Raw genomic sequence first — 16,547 nt, forward strand, 5'->3', positions numbered from 1 at the left:
TAGGTCTATTAATATTTCATTTTCGAGATTTGAATTGTTGGATAAACAATATTATTTAGTTCACATTAGTATCTATACATTCGAAGGTTTCAGAAGCCAAGACATTTTATTAGACAAGATCATTTTCCATGGTAAATTTTCTCTTTGATGTGGTTACTAATTCTAGCATAATAATAATGATAAAAAGTTTAAAATTACCTTAAAATGAGCATATAGGACCTTTTTTTGAATGTTTTATAAAAATGGAATTATTTATATTTCGAAGAATTTTATTAAGGAATAACTTAAATAGAAAAAAGAGAGGGTGAATGAAAATGATGGTTTACTTTTATAATGAGTTAGGACATAAATTGTATTTATAATATAGTTCAATAGAAATGAAGAATGGGGAGTATTTTTTACTTCGAGTTTACACTTCATCTTTAACACAAATAAGCAGAAAAAAATCTTAAGTACAAAAAAGAATAATCAGGATTGAATATCTCATAGTGATCAAGCTAAAGAAAGGAACACTGATTATAGAAAGAAATGTTGTCAAGGATAAGATAACTTGACTATATTCTGGCTTTTTATGATAGAGGGGGGTCACGTTCGCCAAACCAGATGATAAATCATAACAAAAAACCCCCGGGATCGGGGGTTTTCCTTTAGTTCTTGATGAATTTCTCAACTAATGAGCTTGTTTTGTAATCGTTCAAATCAAGTTTCCATTGGTCGATATCATTTTTCTTCATGTTGACTTCTACTGTTTCTTCAGTAGATGATGGTCCTAATTTTTTAAACTCATCTGGGTAAATCGAAAGTAAGTATTTTTGAGCTTCATCGTAAGAAGCTGAACGGTTTTTGCTGTAGAACTCAGTCGCTTTCTCTTTCAAACGATCGACAAGCGGGCTTGCATCAATTGGTGTAAGAGTCACAGTCACGACAGCTTTATCACCACTGATGGATTTTGTTTTTGTTGATACTTTTGATTTTTCAGCTAATGTTTCTTTTACTGCTTTTAAAAGCTTATCAAGGTTTTCGTCCTTCGCTGAGCTAGAAGAAATACCTGATGAAGTGATGTAACCTTGCTTGAATGATTTATCAAATTCGTTCACAACAGTTGATTTGTTATCACCTGTTAGTTTTTCGAAATCGTCGTTTTTCTTACCAAAAATCATCACATCAATATAAGAAGAAAGAGCTTTTGCAGATGCTTGAAGTGTATCTGCTTTTTTCATTAAGTCTTTACCTTTAATATCGAATTCTAGTGTTTTGTCATCTTTTTTAGAACCACTGCCTGGCTCTGTGTACACAAGCTGATAGTCTTTTTCTTTATCAACTACAAAGAAAAGACCGCCTTTTGTGACTTTGTCTGCATTTAAAGAGCTTGAAGATAATACTTCGTTGTAGTCATCTGGAGAGATCGTAGATACCTGTGCGTCATCTTGGTAGAGCGTGAAGTTGCTTTTATCAACATTGAGAGGCTCTTTGCTGATATTTTTTACAGATACATTCACTTTTAGTACATACTGATCATCCTGTACAGATGTATCGTATTGAGGTGGTAATGTGTACTCAGCACTTTCTACCTTTACCTCTGCTGCATCAAGAGATTTTTTTGTATCGTTTTCTTTCGCAGCTGTTTTGTCTTTACCACCACTACAAGCAGCAGCGACAACAGTGACACACAAGATCAGAAGAAACAGGGATAATTTCTTTTTAAACATGGCGTGTTTTCCTCCTCGGGTTTATGGTGAATTTCATTGGAAAGCTGTAGTTCATATCATTCTTTTTGCACAAAAAGAAAAATACTGTATGTTTTTTACTGTAGAATGAAGCGAAAGTACTGTCAATACCTCAGTGCGTTTCGAGGTTGATTGGCTTCAATTAGTAAAAATGACACTAAGTTGAGAGGAGAAGCTTGTAATTTATTATTTGATATCTCCTGTAGAAACTCAACATTTTATATTTTAAGGTTTTGAGTCGGATTATTGAATAGGTTCAAATGACTGTTTTTGAAGATGATGTCGCAATTAGAAGGATTTTTATGACTTGTAAATGAGTATATAGTAATGAATATTTCTTCCTGTTATGTATATGGTCACTTGGTTTGAGTGTTGTTGGCAGCGAGACACATGTCCAGCAAATTTAGACAGGCTGCCGACACTGAACATGCTTTTTCATGTAAAAATGGCAGTCATCTACACAGAAACACTACATAAAATAAAAGAGAAACGAACTGGAGGTGGATATATGGCAGTGGTAAGAGCGACAAGCTCTGATATTGATTTAATGGCCAGACTGCTGAGAGCAGAGGCAGAAGGTGAAGGGAGGCGAGGGATGCTGCTCGTAGGAAACGTGGGCATCAATCGTTTGCGTGCCAACTGCTCTGACTTTAAAGGGCTGCGTACGATTCCACAAATGATTTATCAGGAGCATGCATTCGAAGCGGTCACGCATGGTTACTTTTATCAACGAGCACGAGAAACGGAAAAAACACTTGCGCGGAGAAATATTAACGGAGAACGTTTTTGGCCGGCAAAATTCAGCCTTTGGTATTTTAAACCGCCTGGCGATTGTCCGGCGACTTGGTACAATCAGCCGTTTGTGGCAAGGTATAAGTCGCATTGCTTTTATCAGCCAACCGCCGAAACGTGTGAAAATGTCTATAACACCTTTTAGCTTGATGAAACGCACAATCCTCTTAGAGTACGAATACAGAGGGTTGTGTTTTTGTTTTTTCCAAAATGGGTAACCATTGTGTATCAACAAGATGAAGCACGTGAATGGAGGAAATAAAGATGTATCAAGATTTAAAAGGGAAAACAGCCATTGTCACAGGCTCTTCAAAAGGAATTGGACAAGCGATCGCATTGCGGTTTGGACAAGAGGAAATGAATGTGGTTGTGAACTATAAAGGCGATGAAGATGGAGCTGAAGAGACCGTACAAGCCATTCAGAAGCACGGAGGTGGGGCGGTGAAAGTACACGCAGATGTCTCCAAAGAGGAAGGCATCCAAGCCATCATGGATACAGCACTGGAGCATTTCGGTACAGTAGATGTATTCGTCAATAATTCAGGCTTCAACGGCGAAGAAGCGCTGCCGCATGAGATGACGCTGGAGCAATGGCAAAACGTCATCGATGTGAATATCACAGGTGCATTTTTAGGCGCAAAGGCTGCGATCGCCTATATGATGGAGCATGACATCAAAGGGTCCATTTTAAACATTTCCAGTGTCCATCAGGAAATTCCGCGCCCGTTCAATGTTCATTATTCCACTTCAAAGGGCGGAATGAATATGATGACGAAGACGCTGGCTCTTGATTATGCCGAAGCAGGTATTCGAATCAACGCGATTGCGCCGGGTACCATGGCAACCGAATCGAATGATGATTTACAGGATGAATTGAAAAAACAAAAGCAGCTTGAGAAAATTCCGATGAGAACCTTTGGTGAACCGAAGGAGATTGGGTCCGCTGCTGCATTCCTCGTTTCTAAGGAAGCGGCATATATCACAGGCACCACCTTATTTGTGGATGGCGGAATGACACTTTATCCTTCTCAAATCAATGATTAATCCAAAAAACATCCGCCTGTTCATCCGGCGGATGTTTTTTGTCCGTAGCGTTGTGCGGCTTTGGCTGTTTTGCCGAGCAGCATCGGATACTTGCTCAGGAAGGAGATACATGGCACCATGAGCAGCAATGTGCCGATCGTATAAAAAAGTGTCCAAGAGAGCTGTGCTGTATCAGCAATATTGATACCAAGTCCATAAAAAACAAATGCTTTCATGATATCGATGCCGGCAAACTGCAAGACAAGAATGACAATAGAATTTCGCCCTAGATACGTCAAAATAGGGGAAGTTTTCAATTTAAAGCTTAAATAAATCACGGCAGCTGAACCGAGTAGAGCACATGCATAGAAAATAAAGAGATCACCGTAGTCGTTGACGCGCATATCGATCCGTGAATTAAAGCTCTGCATGTAAGCCGTCAGCACAAGCAGACCTGTACATAAAAGAAGGGTTGGATCTGTTTTTAATTCCACAAACCATTGCTTTGCTAAAAATCCAATTGAATAAAACACAACAGCCGTCAAGGCGACATTGGCGTTCCAAGGAAGACTTTGATCTAAAAGCAAGGTAGAGGCATATCCAGCACCTCCGCAAAGAACAGTCAGCAAGATCACGGCAGCGGGTTTTCCTTTAGAAAGACGATGCATAAAGAAAAATAAAATTTCCACTAAAAAGAGCGTTGTTAAAAACCAAATCGCTGGGTTATGTGTGAGTCTTGCTTCATCTGCATTGGATATGAAAATACCTGTAAACGGAACGAAAGGGTCAATATCCGTTTGTCCCTTGAATGCGAAGAAGCGGGTAACAGAGAACCAAAATACATACGTAATGATGGAGAAATAGAGATAGGGCAAGAGTAAGCTTTTGGCTTTTTTCTGAATAAATGACAGAGCAGGGGATGAGGATGATCGAAACATCATGCCTGATAGTAAAAAGAAAAGCGGCATATGAAAAGAGTAAATGAATTGCTTGAGCGAATCTGGAATGGGCACATGCGCCATGACCACGAGCAGAATGCCAATTCCTTTAGCTGCATCTACCCAATCGAGTCTCTTTTTCATGTCTGTCATCTCCTTCTTTCTCAGCGGCGTAAACCGGTCATTGAATATATACCTCTACTATATAAAAGGTACACCTCTTATGCGTTTACAGTTCGCTAACGATTAGAAGACACATTTGCGATCAGATGACAGACGGAAGGATTTTGACATCTTGATGTTACATTTCCCATTTTTTATGACAATGTAAAAAAGAAGCCTGGAAAGCTGGCTTCAAAATAATTCTGCTATTCTCTTGAAGGAACGTTGTTTTTCAATCGGATCAAAGGAATTGTTCAGAATCATGATGTCATCCGTTTGATAGCGGTCCATCAAGATCTGTAATTGCTCTTTCACCGTTTCCTTTGAGCCGACAATCATCCGCTGGCGGTTTTGCAGCACTTTTTCCTTTTCCTGTGTGGTGTAGTGATAGGCATTTGCTTCTTCTATAGAAGGAACGCGGCTGTCCAGTCCTTTTTCAACACGCAGCAGCCATAAATCTGTACTGCTGGCGATCCTGTCTGCTTCTTCATCGGTTTCACCGCAGATGACAAAGATGGCAAACATAGATTGTGGCTGGCTGGAAAAGACGGATGGAGAAAAGTGTGATCGATACGTCTCAAATGCTTGTGTGCCGCGTGCAGGATGGATAAAGTGGCCAAAAATATAGTTGATTCCAAGCTCCGCCGCCTGCATGGCACTATTTTCTCCCAGCCCAAGCAGCCAAACCGGCGGATGAGCATCAACAAGCGGAGCAGCTTTCACGCCTGCATGCGGATGGCCAGAAGGCAGGCTGTCTGATAAGTAAAAAAGAAGGTCCTTCAGCTGGCGGTCAAACTGAGACAGGTCTTTATGCACGCCGTCCGTCAAAGCGAGTCTCGTCCTTTCAATCCCGCCCGGAGATTTGCCGACTCCGATCTCAATCCGTCCAGGATAAAGGGCTTCAAGCTGCCGCGTGACCTCTGCTACTTTAAAAGGACTGTACTGAGGAAGTAAAATGCCGCCAGATCCGGTACGCAAGGTTGATGTATGAGCCGCAATATGAGCCATTAATATTTCAGGCGCTGTACTAGCGAGCCCTCTTGTGCTGTGGTGTTCAGCAAACCAATAGCGTTCATATCCAAGCGTTTCAGCCAGCTGAGCCAGCTGCGTTGTGTGAATCAATGTCTCCTGCGCTGTCTGACCTTTAGGAATGGCGACTTGATCTAATATATGAAGTGATGGCATCATCAACATCCTTTCATCAACATGCTGAATATAAGTATAAAGAAATCCATAGGTGGAAGGAAACGAAAGGGTTTATCCTTTGCTTTTATCTTTTCTATATCAACATATGAAACCACATCAATACACTCGTTATCAGCAAGAGCTGTTCATCGGGAACTTTCGACAATGTTTCACATGAAACACTTCATTAACGATATGAACCATTTCCAATGTGCATCTTTCGTTAAAAAAATATAAAGTGTTTGAAACCTATATTGAACATAGATCGTATATACTAGTAAATAGAAAAAAGAGTAAGAGGCTCCAATGTCATTTCATGAATTTTGTCGAATTTTCATGTATGATGATTTTAATAGGGTCCATCGCTTAATAAATAGATTTTTATTATGCTGGAGGAGTGATTGATTTGGCGATTACATTAGAAAAAGGTCAACGTATTGATTTAACAAAAGGGAAAACAGGGCTAACAAATATTCTTGTTGGACTTGGCTGGGACCCTGTATCAAAAGGCGGCGGATTTTTAGGGAAGCTGTTTGGCGGCGGAGGCGGCGCTGATGTTGACTGTGATGCTTCAGTGCTCATGCTGAAAAATGATAAGTTTACGGAAAATAAAGATTTGATTTATTTTGGCAACCTAAAAAGCAAATGCGGCAGTGTGGAGCATACAGGTGACAACCTGACTGGTGAAGGAGACGGAGATGATGAACAAGTCCTCGTCAACTTGAGCAAGGTGCCGGGTAATGTGAATAAATTGGTGTTTGTCGTCAACATTTATGATGCCCTTAGAAGAAACCAACACTTTGGTATGATTCAAAATGCTTACATTCGCATCGTTGATCGTTCAAACAATCAAGAATTAGTGAAATATAATTTAAAAGATGACTATGCAGGAAAAACTTCGTTAATCGTCGGAGAACTTTATCGCCACGAGAATGAGTGGAAGTTTGCGGCGCTTGGAAATGGTACAAATGATGCGAAGCTTGCCGATATTACGAGAAACTATATTTAAACAGAAGGGAGAGGTTCCTAGTGGGAATTTCTTTAGCGAAAGGCCAAAAAATTGATTTAACAAAAACGAATCCGGGTTTAACAAAAGTAGTCGTCGGTCTTGGCTGGGACGTCAATAAGTATGACGGCGGACATGACTTTGATCTAGACGCAAGTGTATTCCTTTTAGATGCGGCAGGTAAAGCAAGCTCTCCATCTGACTTTGTCTTTTACAACCAAACAACTGGCGGAGGCGGAAGTGTCGTACATACAGGCGATAACCGCACTGGCGAAGGGGACGGAGATGACGAGCAGGTCAATGTTGACCTTGCAGCTGTACCAGCAAGTATTGAGAAGATTTCATTTGTCATTACGATTCATGATGCAGAAGCACGCAGTCAAAATTTCGGACAAGTGTCTAACGCATATGTACGTATTTTAAATGCAGCATCGAATGAAGAACTCATTCGCTACGATTTGGCAGAGGATTTCTCAATTGAGACAGCCATTATTGTAGGTGAATTATACCGTCATGGCGGGGAATGGAAATTCTCAGCTGTCGGATCAGGCTATCAAGGCGGTCTTGCCCGCATTGCAACGGACTTTGGCTTAGATATCGGATAACGATAACTTCCTATTTTCAAAGACAGGAGAGATACGAATATGGCGATTCAGCTTTCAAAAGGACAACGTGTCGATTTAACCAAAACCAACCCAGGGCTGACGAAAGTGATGATCGGTCTTGGCTGGGATACGAATAAATATTCTGGCGGAGCCGAATTTGATTTGGACGCTTCGGCTTTCTTGGTGGATGCAAATAATCGTTGTCAGCAAGATACAGATTTTGTGTTCTATAATAACCTTCAGCATCCGAGCGGCAGTGTCACTCATACAGGTGATAACCGTACAGGTGAGGGAGATGGAGACGACGAGCAAATTCTCGTTGATTTCTCGAAAATTCCTGCTAACATTGATCGTATCGGAATTACAGTTACGATCCATGATGCAGAGGCGCGCAGCCAAAATTTTGGACAAGTCTCTAATGCATTTGTTCGTGTTGTAAATGAAGAGGGCGGGGAAGAATTGATTCGCTTCGATTTAGGGGAAGACTTCTCAATTGAAACAGCTGTTGTGGTATGTGAATTGTACCGACACGGAAGTGATTGGAAGTTTAACGCGATCGGAAGCGGATTCTCTGGCGGACTTGCAGCTCTTTGTCAAAATTATGGGTTAGAAGTGTAAATAAGAGAAACAAATCAATTCAAGAGGTGCTGTCAAAAGCTCATATGAGGGCCTTTCCTAAGTGAGAAAGAAACAGCGATCAAGAATAGCAGCAGGCGAAAGCCTGCTGATGCTTCTACACTTATAGGAGGAAAACCAGTTGGACATTTTGAAACATATGTTGGATACATATGCCTCGTTTTTTGATTGGCATATGTGGGCAGAGGTATTAACAGACCCTGTCTCTTGGGGGCTTATTGGGACGCTTGTCGTGCTTGAAGGATTGTTATCTGCAGATAACGCACTTGTATTAGCTGTAATGGTGAAACATTTACCAGAAAAGCAGCGTAAAAAGGCATTAACCTACGGATTAATTGGCGCTTATTTCTTCCGTTTTCTATTCATTGGCGTAGGGATGCTGCTTATTAAGTTCTGGTGGATTAAGGTCCTCGGAGCTGCTTACTTAGCATGGCTTGTTATTAAGCACTTCTGGTTAGGTGACGGCGATGATGAAGCGAAGGAACTGAAAAAAGAAGGCTGGATGGTTCGTGTCTTTGGTGTGTTCTGGGCAACCGTTATTTCTGTTGAAATTATGGACCTTGCCTTCTCGGTTGATAGTATTCTTGCAGCATTCGCTGTATCTGAGGAAGTATGGATTCTACTATTAGGCGGAATGCTTGGAATTCTCATGATGCGTACAGTCGCGCAGTTATTCCTTGTTCTCATTGACCGTATTCCAGAGCTCGAGAATACAGCGTTTATTCTCATCGGGATCATTGCGATCAAAATGGGCTTGAGTGCTGCTCACATTGAAATCCCGCATCTTGTATTCTTTGCGATTATTATCCTAGCATTTATCGGAACGTTTATTGTTCATAAAATCAATAAGAAGAAACATCAAGAAGTGACAAACGAAGCTGCGGCTTCAAAAGAAGAATAGGACGATCAAAAAGGAATGGAGTTGATTAGCGGCTCCATCCTTTTTTGAATCATCAAGTCATTTGTTCGATTTTCTCTCAACAACAGGAGGTGGCACAGCATGCGGTATTTTCAGTTTTTATCAGAGGCGAGGCAGCGTGATATTTTTTTCAAACGGCCGGGGGCGATGCATTTGATGACGCCAAGGCACTTACTTGCGCATGCATTAGGTGCTACTTTGTATATGCCTGCGACAAGACAGGATATAGCAGACATGCTGCTGTCGCAGAAATATGAAGCGCTTTGCTCTGTTGTATTTTGTTTAGAGGATGCCATCGGTGATCAAGAAGTGGAAATGGCTGAACAGAATCTAGTGGTACAACTCGCCAAACTGTCGGACAAATTAACGCATACACCTGAAATGGCTGAACAAATGCCGCTTTTATTTATCCGGGTTCGTTCGCCGAAGCAGCTCCTCAAAATGGCAGCTTTGCTTGGTTCATCTCTTCGTTTATTGACGGGTTTTGTATTTCCAAAGTGTTCTATTCATAATGCGAAGGATTATTTGGACAGCTTGAAACAGGCGTCCGCACAAACGAAGACAACGCTGTACGGTATGCCCATTTTGGAAACACCCGATTTATTAGAAAAAGAAACAAGATATACGGTGCTGTCTGAGTTAAAGCAGATCATGCTGAATGATGAAGAATATATTTTGAATATTCGTATTGGGGCAACGGATCTTTGCGGCCTATATGGCATTCGCCGTGATCGCGACACCACCATTTATGAAATCAGATTGATTGCTGATTTGATCACAGATATTATCAATTATTTTGGCCGTTCCTTTGTTGTATCAGGTGCTGTATGGGAGCATTTTGGCCCTGCACGAAAGGAGCAAAAACCTTTCATCCGTGCGCTCTCTAAGGGCGGTGAGCTGCCCTTATCTGAATTCGATGACGTACAAGGTTTACTCAAAGAGACAAGACTCGATGTAGCCAACGGCATACATGGAAAGACAGTGATCCATCCAACACATCTCAAGCCAGTTCAAAGCATGTACGTTGTGACAAAGGAAGAGTACTTGGATGCATTAAGCATTCTGGAACATGCTGACGGTACAGTTGGCGTGATGAAGAGTGCCTTTTCTAATAAGATGAATGAAACGAAGCCCCATTACAGGTGGGCAGAGCACATATTAATTAAGTCAGACATTTACGGGGTGTTTCATGAAAATAGAAGCTATATCGACATACTCACAGAATCAGAAGCGGCATACGCTGAACATCTTGGAACATATGGAGGTTGAGCTTGACCTCAAAGAAGGTGCGCTTCAGCTGGAAAAAGAGCATCTTTTTGAGATGGCGGCAAGGGTGAACAAAAAAAGAGCCTTTTTATTCGTTAGTAAGGTGCTTGGAAAGCATATTCCTGTTCATCCAGTAAAACCGCTTCTTGTCTCGGGTCTTTTAGCGATGGCATATGCCAAAGCGCAAACGGGAAAGACGCCCCCGCACCAAGATCTTATCGTCGAGGCACTCAAGACGGATGATCACACGGTGTTAACGGCAGCCTATGAAACACTCAAAGAAGAAAAGCTTTCAGCTGGCAATGTGCCTGTCGTCATCGGCTTTGCGGAAACGGCAACAGCCCTTGGACATGGTGTGTATGATGTGATAGAAGGCGCATCATACATTCATACGACACGTGAACAGCTGCTGGGTCTTGATCCGTCATTGGTATTTGAAGAAGAACATTCGCATGCAACAGATCAGCTTTGTTATGCAGACGAAGCATTACTTCGCACAGACCGCCCCATCGTGTTAGTAGATGATGAAGTCACGACAGGCCGTACAAATATCAACATCATTCGTGACCTTCATGCAAAGTACCCGAGGCATTCTTATACCATTCTTTCCATTTTGGACTGGCGGACGGAGGAGCATGAGAAAGCCATGTGCCAGCTTGAAGAAGAGCTTGGAATTCACATTACATCATTGTCTTTATTAAAAGGGCAGATGATTTTTCGAGGCAAAACGCTCGATGAGCCAGCTTATTCGTATGAGATTGCGGAGCAAGAGAATCAGCCAAGTCTCTCTTTTCACTCTCTTCAATCTTTCTTTAAGCAAGTGCCGTATTCATTTTCTCATGCAGCGAATTCGGCGGGTCATTCGCCATATATACATGAAACGGGCCGTTTTGGTTTAAAGGCAGCAGATACGGAAGCGCTCGACCAAGCAGCTGCTGAAGCGGGATTGAGGCTGCGGCAGGAACGCAAAGGAAAACAAACACTCTGCTTAGGGACAGGTGAGCTGATGTATGTGCCGATGAGACTGTCTGCACACATGGGGCAAGGTGTTCTCTTTCATTCAACAACGAGAAGTCCTATTCACCCAGTCGAAAAGGATGGATACGCTGTCCAAAATGGGTTTACCTTTATGAATCCAGAGGATGCCCGAATTCAGCACTACGTGTACAACATTCCAAAAGGTGAATATGATGATGTATTTCTCTTTTTTGAGAAAAAGGTTTCTCAGGAGGCATTGCTTCCGCTTGTTCACTTATTTGCTGAGCGGCATGTGAAGCATGTGCATATTGTGACTTTATCAGACGAGGTGAAGGTGAATGGCTAATGTGTATACAAAGATGGGGAGCTATCCAGAGCAGGATGTAACCTTCTTACTCAAAGATTTATCCTCTATTGAGATGGAGAAAAGTACAGAAGAGCGGGAGCGTTCAATTCAGAGCGGTGCACATTATTCAGAAATGCTGCCAATTGAGTACAAACCAACGGCATCTTATATGACTTTATTCTATCAATCTCTTGAAGAAAGTAAGGAAAAGGTAGCAGAAGCAGTAGCTGTTGTAGCAGAACAGATTGTGAAGAAGCGAGGCTTCCAAACCGTGCTTTGCAGTTTGGCGCGTGCGGGGACACCGATCGGGGTGCTGATCAAACGATATATTCGAAAGACGTATGGTGTCGATCTGCCTCATTACAGCATCTCTATTATTCGCGACCGCGGAATAGACGAGAATGCACTGCATTATATGCTGAAAGTACATCCAGGTTTTGAAATTGCTTTTATCGATGGATGGACTGGAAAAGGTGCGATTTCGAAAGAGCTCCAAAAAGCTGTTTTTGATTTTGAAAAAAAGTATGGTGTACGTCTCTCGAGTGAGCTGGCTGTGCTGGCAGACCCCGGCTATTGTACACATGTATACGGAACGAGAGAGGACTTTCTCATTCCAAGTGCCTGCCTGAATTCGACGGTGTCTGGACTTGTCAGTCGTACGGTACTAAACAACCGCTGGATCAATGCCGATGATTTCCATGGGGCAAAGTATTATAAAGAGCTGCTCGATGAGGATGTGTCCAATCTGTATGTGGATACGATTGAAGAAGCATTTTCCAGCCTTGAACCAAATGTACAAGAGAAAGCAGAAACCATCCTTACGCAGGGGACGCCGGCAGATTGGCGGGGAATGGCATCCATTGAAGCAATCGGTCAGGAGTTTCAAATTGAAAATACCCATTTGATTAAGCCGGGTGTTGGTGAGACGACCCGCGTGCTGCTTAGAAGAATCCCGTGGAAAATCTTAATTCAGCCTGGATCTCAGGAGAAGCTGAAGCATATTTTGCTTTTGGCTGAGGACAGAGGTGTTCCTGTCATTGAATATGCCAATATGTCCTACACGTGCTGTGGATTAATTCGTCCACTGGAGCAAACGTCATGAAGACATATGCATTTGCCAGTGATTTAGACCGGACGCTGATTTACTCACATCGAGTGCTTGAGCAGTATGCGTATGAAGGAGAGTACGATTTAGTTGAGGTGCTGGACGAAAGGCCGCTTTCCTATATGTCTGTTGAAACGAAAAAATCTTTGCAGACGATTCATCAATCAGGCTGGTTCATTCCAGTGACGACAAGAACAACTGCACAGTATGAACGAATCACCTTCTTTGAGCAAGAGCTTAAACCGGAGTATGCTGTCACAACAAACGGGGGCTGTATTCTTCATCATGGCAAGCCGCTTGAGGATTGGCAGGCCATTGTTGATGAGAGACTTAGGGAGTGTATGCCAGTCAGAGAGATGCTGAGGGCGATCTCCGAGCTTCCAGTTGCGGCATGGGTGAAGCGTACCCGTACAGCAGAGGGAAGATTCCTTTATTTGATTATGAAAGAGGAGTATCTATCTCACATTCCGCTTGCTGAATTGAAGCTGTGGGGCGAGGAGAGAGGCTGGCAGGTTTCTCTTCAGGGGCGGAAGCTTTATTTTATTCCACAGCCGCTTAATAAGTGGGATGCTGTTGCTTTTCTAAAGGACAGGCTGCAGCTAAAATACGTCTATGGTGCGGGTGATTCCCTGTTAGATGCGGGGCTCATTCGTCAGTCAGATATGGGCTTTGCCCCAAGACATGGAGAAGTTCTCGGCTTTCATCCAGAACTTGAGCCGACAGCAGCATCTGGCATGGCCGCAGCAGATGAAATCACCGCTTGTGTCATCAAGCATATGATGAACGTAAAAAAGCCTTCGATTCGATAGCAGAAGTAGAAGGCTGAATGATATGATAGTAGTAGCTTTCGAGAAAATATAGGAGAAAGGAAGGAGCGGCGTGAGTTATAAAGAAATCAATGTCACCCATACACGGGCGGAGCAGGAAGCCTGGAAAAACGTGCTGAAAAAGCCGCTCCCTGAAAGAGACGGTTATGTAAAGGACGAGCATACGTTGTCCTTGCCGCGTCTCGCCGCCCGGGTCCTTGGAACTCCGCATGATGCAACCGATTATTTTATTTATTTACATGAATTATACGAAACAGACGGCATGCATATTTTAAGTGAAACACTCAATCGCCATATTGAGCCGGAGCATTTTCAAGCACTGCAGCGTATTCATTTGATTAACCAAGAAGAAAAGGGATTGTCCGTAAATCGCTTTGTGGCTTTTTTAGATGGTGAACAGCTGATTGTACGCCATCCAAACCCTGTGATGAACCGGCATATCCGTCTTTCATTGATCAAGGTGTTTGAGCATTTCAAGCAGCTGCACGAGGGTGGATTTCAGCATCCTGATTTCCGCCGGGTCCTGCTGGATGTCGTGAAGTTTTCAAATAATCATCTAGGTCCATGGCTGAAGGAAGTCAATATCGAAGAAAAAATGCCGGCTGTCATTTGGTATGGAGAGGCGAATAAAAGTCAGCTTTATTTTCTTTACTATGTCATGCTGATTGGCTGTGATGTTGTCCTATTTCATCCAGAAGGCAAGGATTCGTTCCGCGAATTAGATCCAGAAGAAAAGCTGACTTTTATTGATCAGTACCCGGGAACTTCAAAGCTTGAGCCGTTCCCTGCTGAAAAGCCTGAGAGGAAATCAACGGTGGCGTACCGCTCGACAAGAGAGCTTGAAGAGGTGCTTCACACGGAAGATTCAATGCTCTATAAGCCGTGGCAATTCAGAGATCATACTCCTCATTCCATTACACTCAAGACAACGTATGATGAGCTGTTTTTAATTGCAAAGGAACGATCCTTTATCCGCCCCAATTTCAAAGCAGACCGGGACACGATACAGATTCCAAATCTCTTTGCGAAAATGATGGGTGTCACACGAGACAAGCGTGAATACTGGGATCGCATTCACACGTTAATGGAAGGGAAAGAGACGAAGACCATTCGCCATTTTCCTTTTACGAAAGAAGTGACATCGAATTATCAATTTCATTATCAGCATGCACTTTCTTCTGCTGGAGAGATTGATCCTGACTTATTAATGAAAAGCAATGTGTGGCAGTTTTCTCATCTATATGAGGGTACGCAGCGTGCGATTGCAGAGGCGATATCTCGAATCTGTCAGCATCCGAAGCTATTAAAAGAAGGCAATGAAACCGAATTAGATGTCCGTATTTATTTATTCAAGCAGGTTCTGCATTTAAGCCAGGATCTCATTGAACTGATTCAAACCTTTGATTACGCACAAACCGTACCGAAAGTGATTTTATACCATACGGAATATAATGGTGAGCTGACTCGCTCTGATGCGGCCGCCCTGATTTTCCTAAATGAAATGGGTGTGGATCTCTTCGTATATCATCCGGCGGGATATCAGTGTATCGAACGGTATATCGATGACCAATTATTTGATACTCATTGGCTTGATGAGATGGTCATGAACCAGGAGTTTAAAGAGCCGTCCATCGTTAGAAAGTTATTTCAATCCATTAAAAACCGATAAGGAGATCAAAGCTTATGACAAATACAAACGGAAATGACATCATTTCAATTGATAAAGAGGAAATCACGATTGAGAAAGCAGACGATATTCGCGTTCAGCTTCGAAATGAACCAGAAGTGCAAAATATTGCGAGACAGATCGATGCGAAAAATCAGCTTGAACTTCTTGAATACGGAAAACAGCCGGCCGTTGAAATCTCTAAGTTCTCTGATCGTATCCTTTCAATGATGCGTTCAACAAGTGTCACTGACTCAGGAACAATGCTGACGCAGCTTGGCAAGATTATGGATCGCTTTGATAAAAATGATTTTGACGAACCGAAGGGTGGTTTGTTGTCAAAAATCTTTAAGCGCGGCGGCAGCATGATTGAAAAGATTTTTAGTAAATATCAAACCCTCGGTGCAGAGATTGAAAAAATTAATGTAGAAATTAGTAAATATAAAGATGAAATGACCAAATCGACTGTGACGCTTGAAGAAATGTATGAGCATAACATTCAATACTATATGGAGCTTGAAAAGTATGTCGTAGCCGGTCAAATGAAAATCGAAGAATTAAAGCAATTGGTTCCTTCATATGAAGAAAAAGCAGCTAGTGGAAACCAGCTGGCGCAGATGGAGCTTGATACGCTTCGTAATGGCATTCAAGCGCTTGAAGAGCGTGTGTATGACCTTGATATGGCAAGAATGGTGGCGCTTCAAACAGCACCGCAAATCCGTTTGCTTCAGCGCGGGAATACGAAATTAATCGGGAAGATCAACTCTGCCTTCATCATCACGATTCCAATTTTCAAAAATGGGATCATTCAAGCTGTTACAGCGAAGAGACAAAAGCTTGTGGCTGATTCTATGAGTGAGCTGGATAGAAGAACAAATGAAATGCTGAAACGAAATGCTGAAAACATTTCAAGTCAAAGTGTGGAGATTGCCAAATTATCTGGCCGTCCAAGCATCGACATTGAAACGATCGAATCTTCCTTTAATACAATTGTACAAGGGATGAAAGAGACGAAACAGATCGAAGAAGAGAACAAGCGATTACGCGAAGATGGAACAAAACGTATGCTTGAGCTTCAAGATAATATTAAGCGGGCTGCCCTGGAGTCCTAAAAAAACAAGCTGTCTGTAACTAAAGTTGCAGGCAGTTTTTTTATGAATTTAAATAAAATTTGAGAAAAAAGGTTTTTATGTGACCATTTTCGGGTAAATCCTGTTCAGGGGAATGGTTCGCCCATGATTCAAAAAAACGCTATAACGAGGATTCGACTTATTTTTTAGTACAATTAGGAATTTCCAGTAAAATATTGTCTGATGAGAGGAAATACCCCGTAAAATATGTAGTTTATGAAGCATTCTATAGGATT

At 42.2% G+C, this 16,547-nt stretch carries 15 protein-coding genes; 12 read left to right on the forward strand and 3 right to left on the reverse strand.

Annotation, left to right across the window (positions count from 1 at the left end):
- Positions 1–647: 647 nt before the first annotated feature.
- A complete protein-coding gene (locus NST65_RS01580) occupies positions 648–1,709 on the reverse strand; it encodes a DUF4352 domain-containing protein (protein ID WP_098677395.1) in 1,062 nt (353 codons plus the stop codon).
- A gap of 526 nt (positions 1,710–2,235) precedes the next feature.
- On the opposite strand from NST65_RS01580, the gene NST65_RS01585 reads away from it, so the two are divergent.
- Together NST65_RS01585 and NST65_RS01590 are read left to right on the forward strand one after the other, a co-directional pair.
- Positions 2,236–2,664, forward strand: coding sequence for a cell wall hydrolase (locus NST65_RS01585; protein ID WP_024424361.1), 429 nt, complete (start codon positions 2,236–2,238; stop codon positions 2,662–2,664).
- Between the two features lie 119 nt (positions 2,665–2,783).
- Complete coding sequence (locus NST65_RS01590) at positions 2,784–3,563, forward strand: glucose 1-dehydrogenase (RefSeq protein ID WP_111927572.1); 780 nt, start codon at positions 2,784–2,786, stop codon at positions 3,561–3,563.
- A gap of 20 nt (positions 3,564–3,583) precedes the next feature.
- On the opposite strand, the gene NST65_RS01595 is transcribed toward NST65_RS01590, so the two are convergent.
- Both NST65_RS01595 and NST65_RS01600 read right to left on the reverse strand, forming a co-directional pair.
- Positions 3,584–4,624: an acyltransferase family protein gene (locus tag NST65_RS01595; protein ID WP_098677396.1), complete on the reverse strand. Its 1,041-nt coding sequence runs from the start codon at positions 4,622–4,624 to the stop codon at positions 3,584–3,586.
- Between the two features lie 210 nt (positions 4,625–4,834).
- On the reverse strand, positions 4,835–5,827 hold the full coding sequence (locus NST65_RS01600; RefSeq protein ID WP_034283209.1) for an LLM class flavin-dependent oxidoreductase: 993 nt from the start codon (positions 5,825–5,827) through the stop codon (positions 4,835–4,837).
- A gap of 406 nt (positions 5,828–6,233) precedes the next feature.
- Here NST65_RS01600 and NST65_RS01605 point away from each other — a divergent pair, with 406 nt between their 5' ends.
- The 10 genes from NST65_RS01605 (at position 6,234) to NST65_RS01650 (ending at position 16,293) form a co-directional block, all read left to right on the forward strand.
- Positions 6,234–6,836 (forward strand): TerD family protein, encoded by a 603-nt coding sequence (locus NST65_RS01605; RefSeq protein WP_034283211.1) that lies wholly within the window; start codon positions 6,234–6,236, stop codon positions 6,834–6,836.
- Between the two features lie 20 nt (positions 6,837–6,856).
- Positions 6,857–7,438 carry a TerD family protein gene (locus tag NST65_RS01610; protein WP_039176267.1) on the forward strand — a complete coding sequence of 194 codons (582 nt, stop codon included), beginning with the start codon at positions 6,857–6,859 and terminating at the stop codon, positions 7,436–7,438.
- Positions 7,439–7,477: 39 nt separating this feature from the next.
- Complete coding sequence (locus tag NST65_RS01615) at positions 7,478–8,056, forward strand: TerD family protein (RefSeq protein WP_007498343.1); 579 nt, start codon at positions 7,478–7,480, stop codon at positions 8,054–8,056.
- A gap of 139 nt (positions 8,057–8,195) precedes the next feature.
- Positions 8,196–8,975, forward strand: coding sequence for a TerC family protein (locus tag NST65_RS01620; RefSeq protein ID WP_034283214.1), 780 nt, complete (start codon positions 8,196–8,198; stop codon positions 8,973–8,975).
- Positions 8,976–9,074: 99 nt separating this feature from the next.
- Entirely contained in the window at positions 9,075–10,262 is a 1,188-nt protein-coding gene (locus NST65_RS01625) for an HpcH/HpaI aldolase/citrate lyase family protein (RefSeq protein ID WP_111927571.1), read from the forward strand.
- A complete protein-coding gene (locus tag NST65_RS01630; protein ID WP_046313743.1) occupies positions 10,252–11,583 on the forward strand; it encodes a phosphoribosyltransferase family protein in 1,332 nt (443 codons plus the stop codon). The genes NST65_RS01625 and NST65_RS01630 overlap by 11 nt, the downstream gene beginning before the upstream one ends.
- Positions 11,576–12,685, forward strand: coding sequence for a cysteine protease StiP family protein (locus tag NST65_RS01635; protein WP_111927570.1), 1,110 nt, complete (start codon positions 11,576–11,578; stop codon positions 12,683–12,685). Before NST65_RS01630 ends, NST65_RS01635 begins: the two co-directional genes overlap by 8 nt.
- Positions 12,682–13,497, forward strand: coding sequence for an HAD family hydrolase (locus NST65_RS01640; protein ID WP_111927569.1), 816 nt, complete (start codon positions 12,682–12,684; stop codon positions 13,495–13,497). The genes NST65_RS01635 and NST65_RS01640 overlap by 4 nt, the downstream gene beginning before the upstream one ends.
- Before the next feature lie 70 nt (positions 13,498–13,567).
- Positions 13,568–15,184, forward strand: a complete 1,617-nt coding sequence (locus NST65_RS01645; RefSeq protein ID WP_041116552.1) for a YceG family protein — start codon at positions 13,568–13,570, stop codon at positions 15,182–15,184.
- 14 nt (positions 15,185–15,198) lie between these two features.
- The gene (locus NST65_RS01650) at positions 15,199–16,293 is read left to right on the forward strand and encodes a toxic anion resistance protein (protein ID WP_034283225.1); all 1,095 of its coding nucleotides are present in this window, start codon (positions 15,199–15,201) and stop codon (positions 16,291–16,293) included.
- Positions 16,294–16,547 lie beyond the last annotated feature (254 nt).

Origin of the sequence: Bacillus sp. FSL P4-0248 (assembly GCF_038593305.1) — a bacterium.
Lineage (GTDB): Bacteria > Bacillota > Bacilli > Bacillales > Bacillaceae > Bacillus > Bacillus safensis.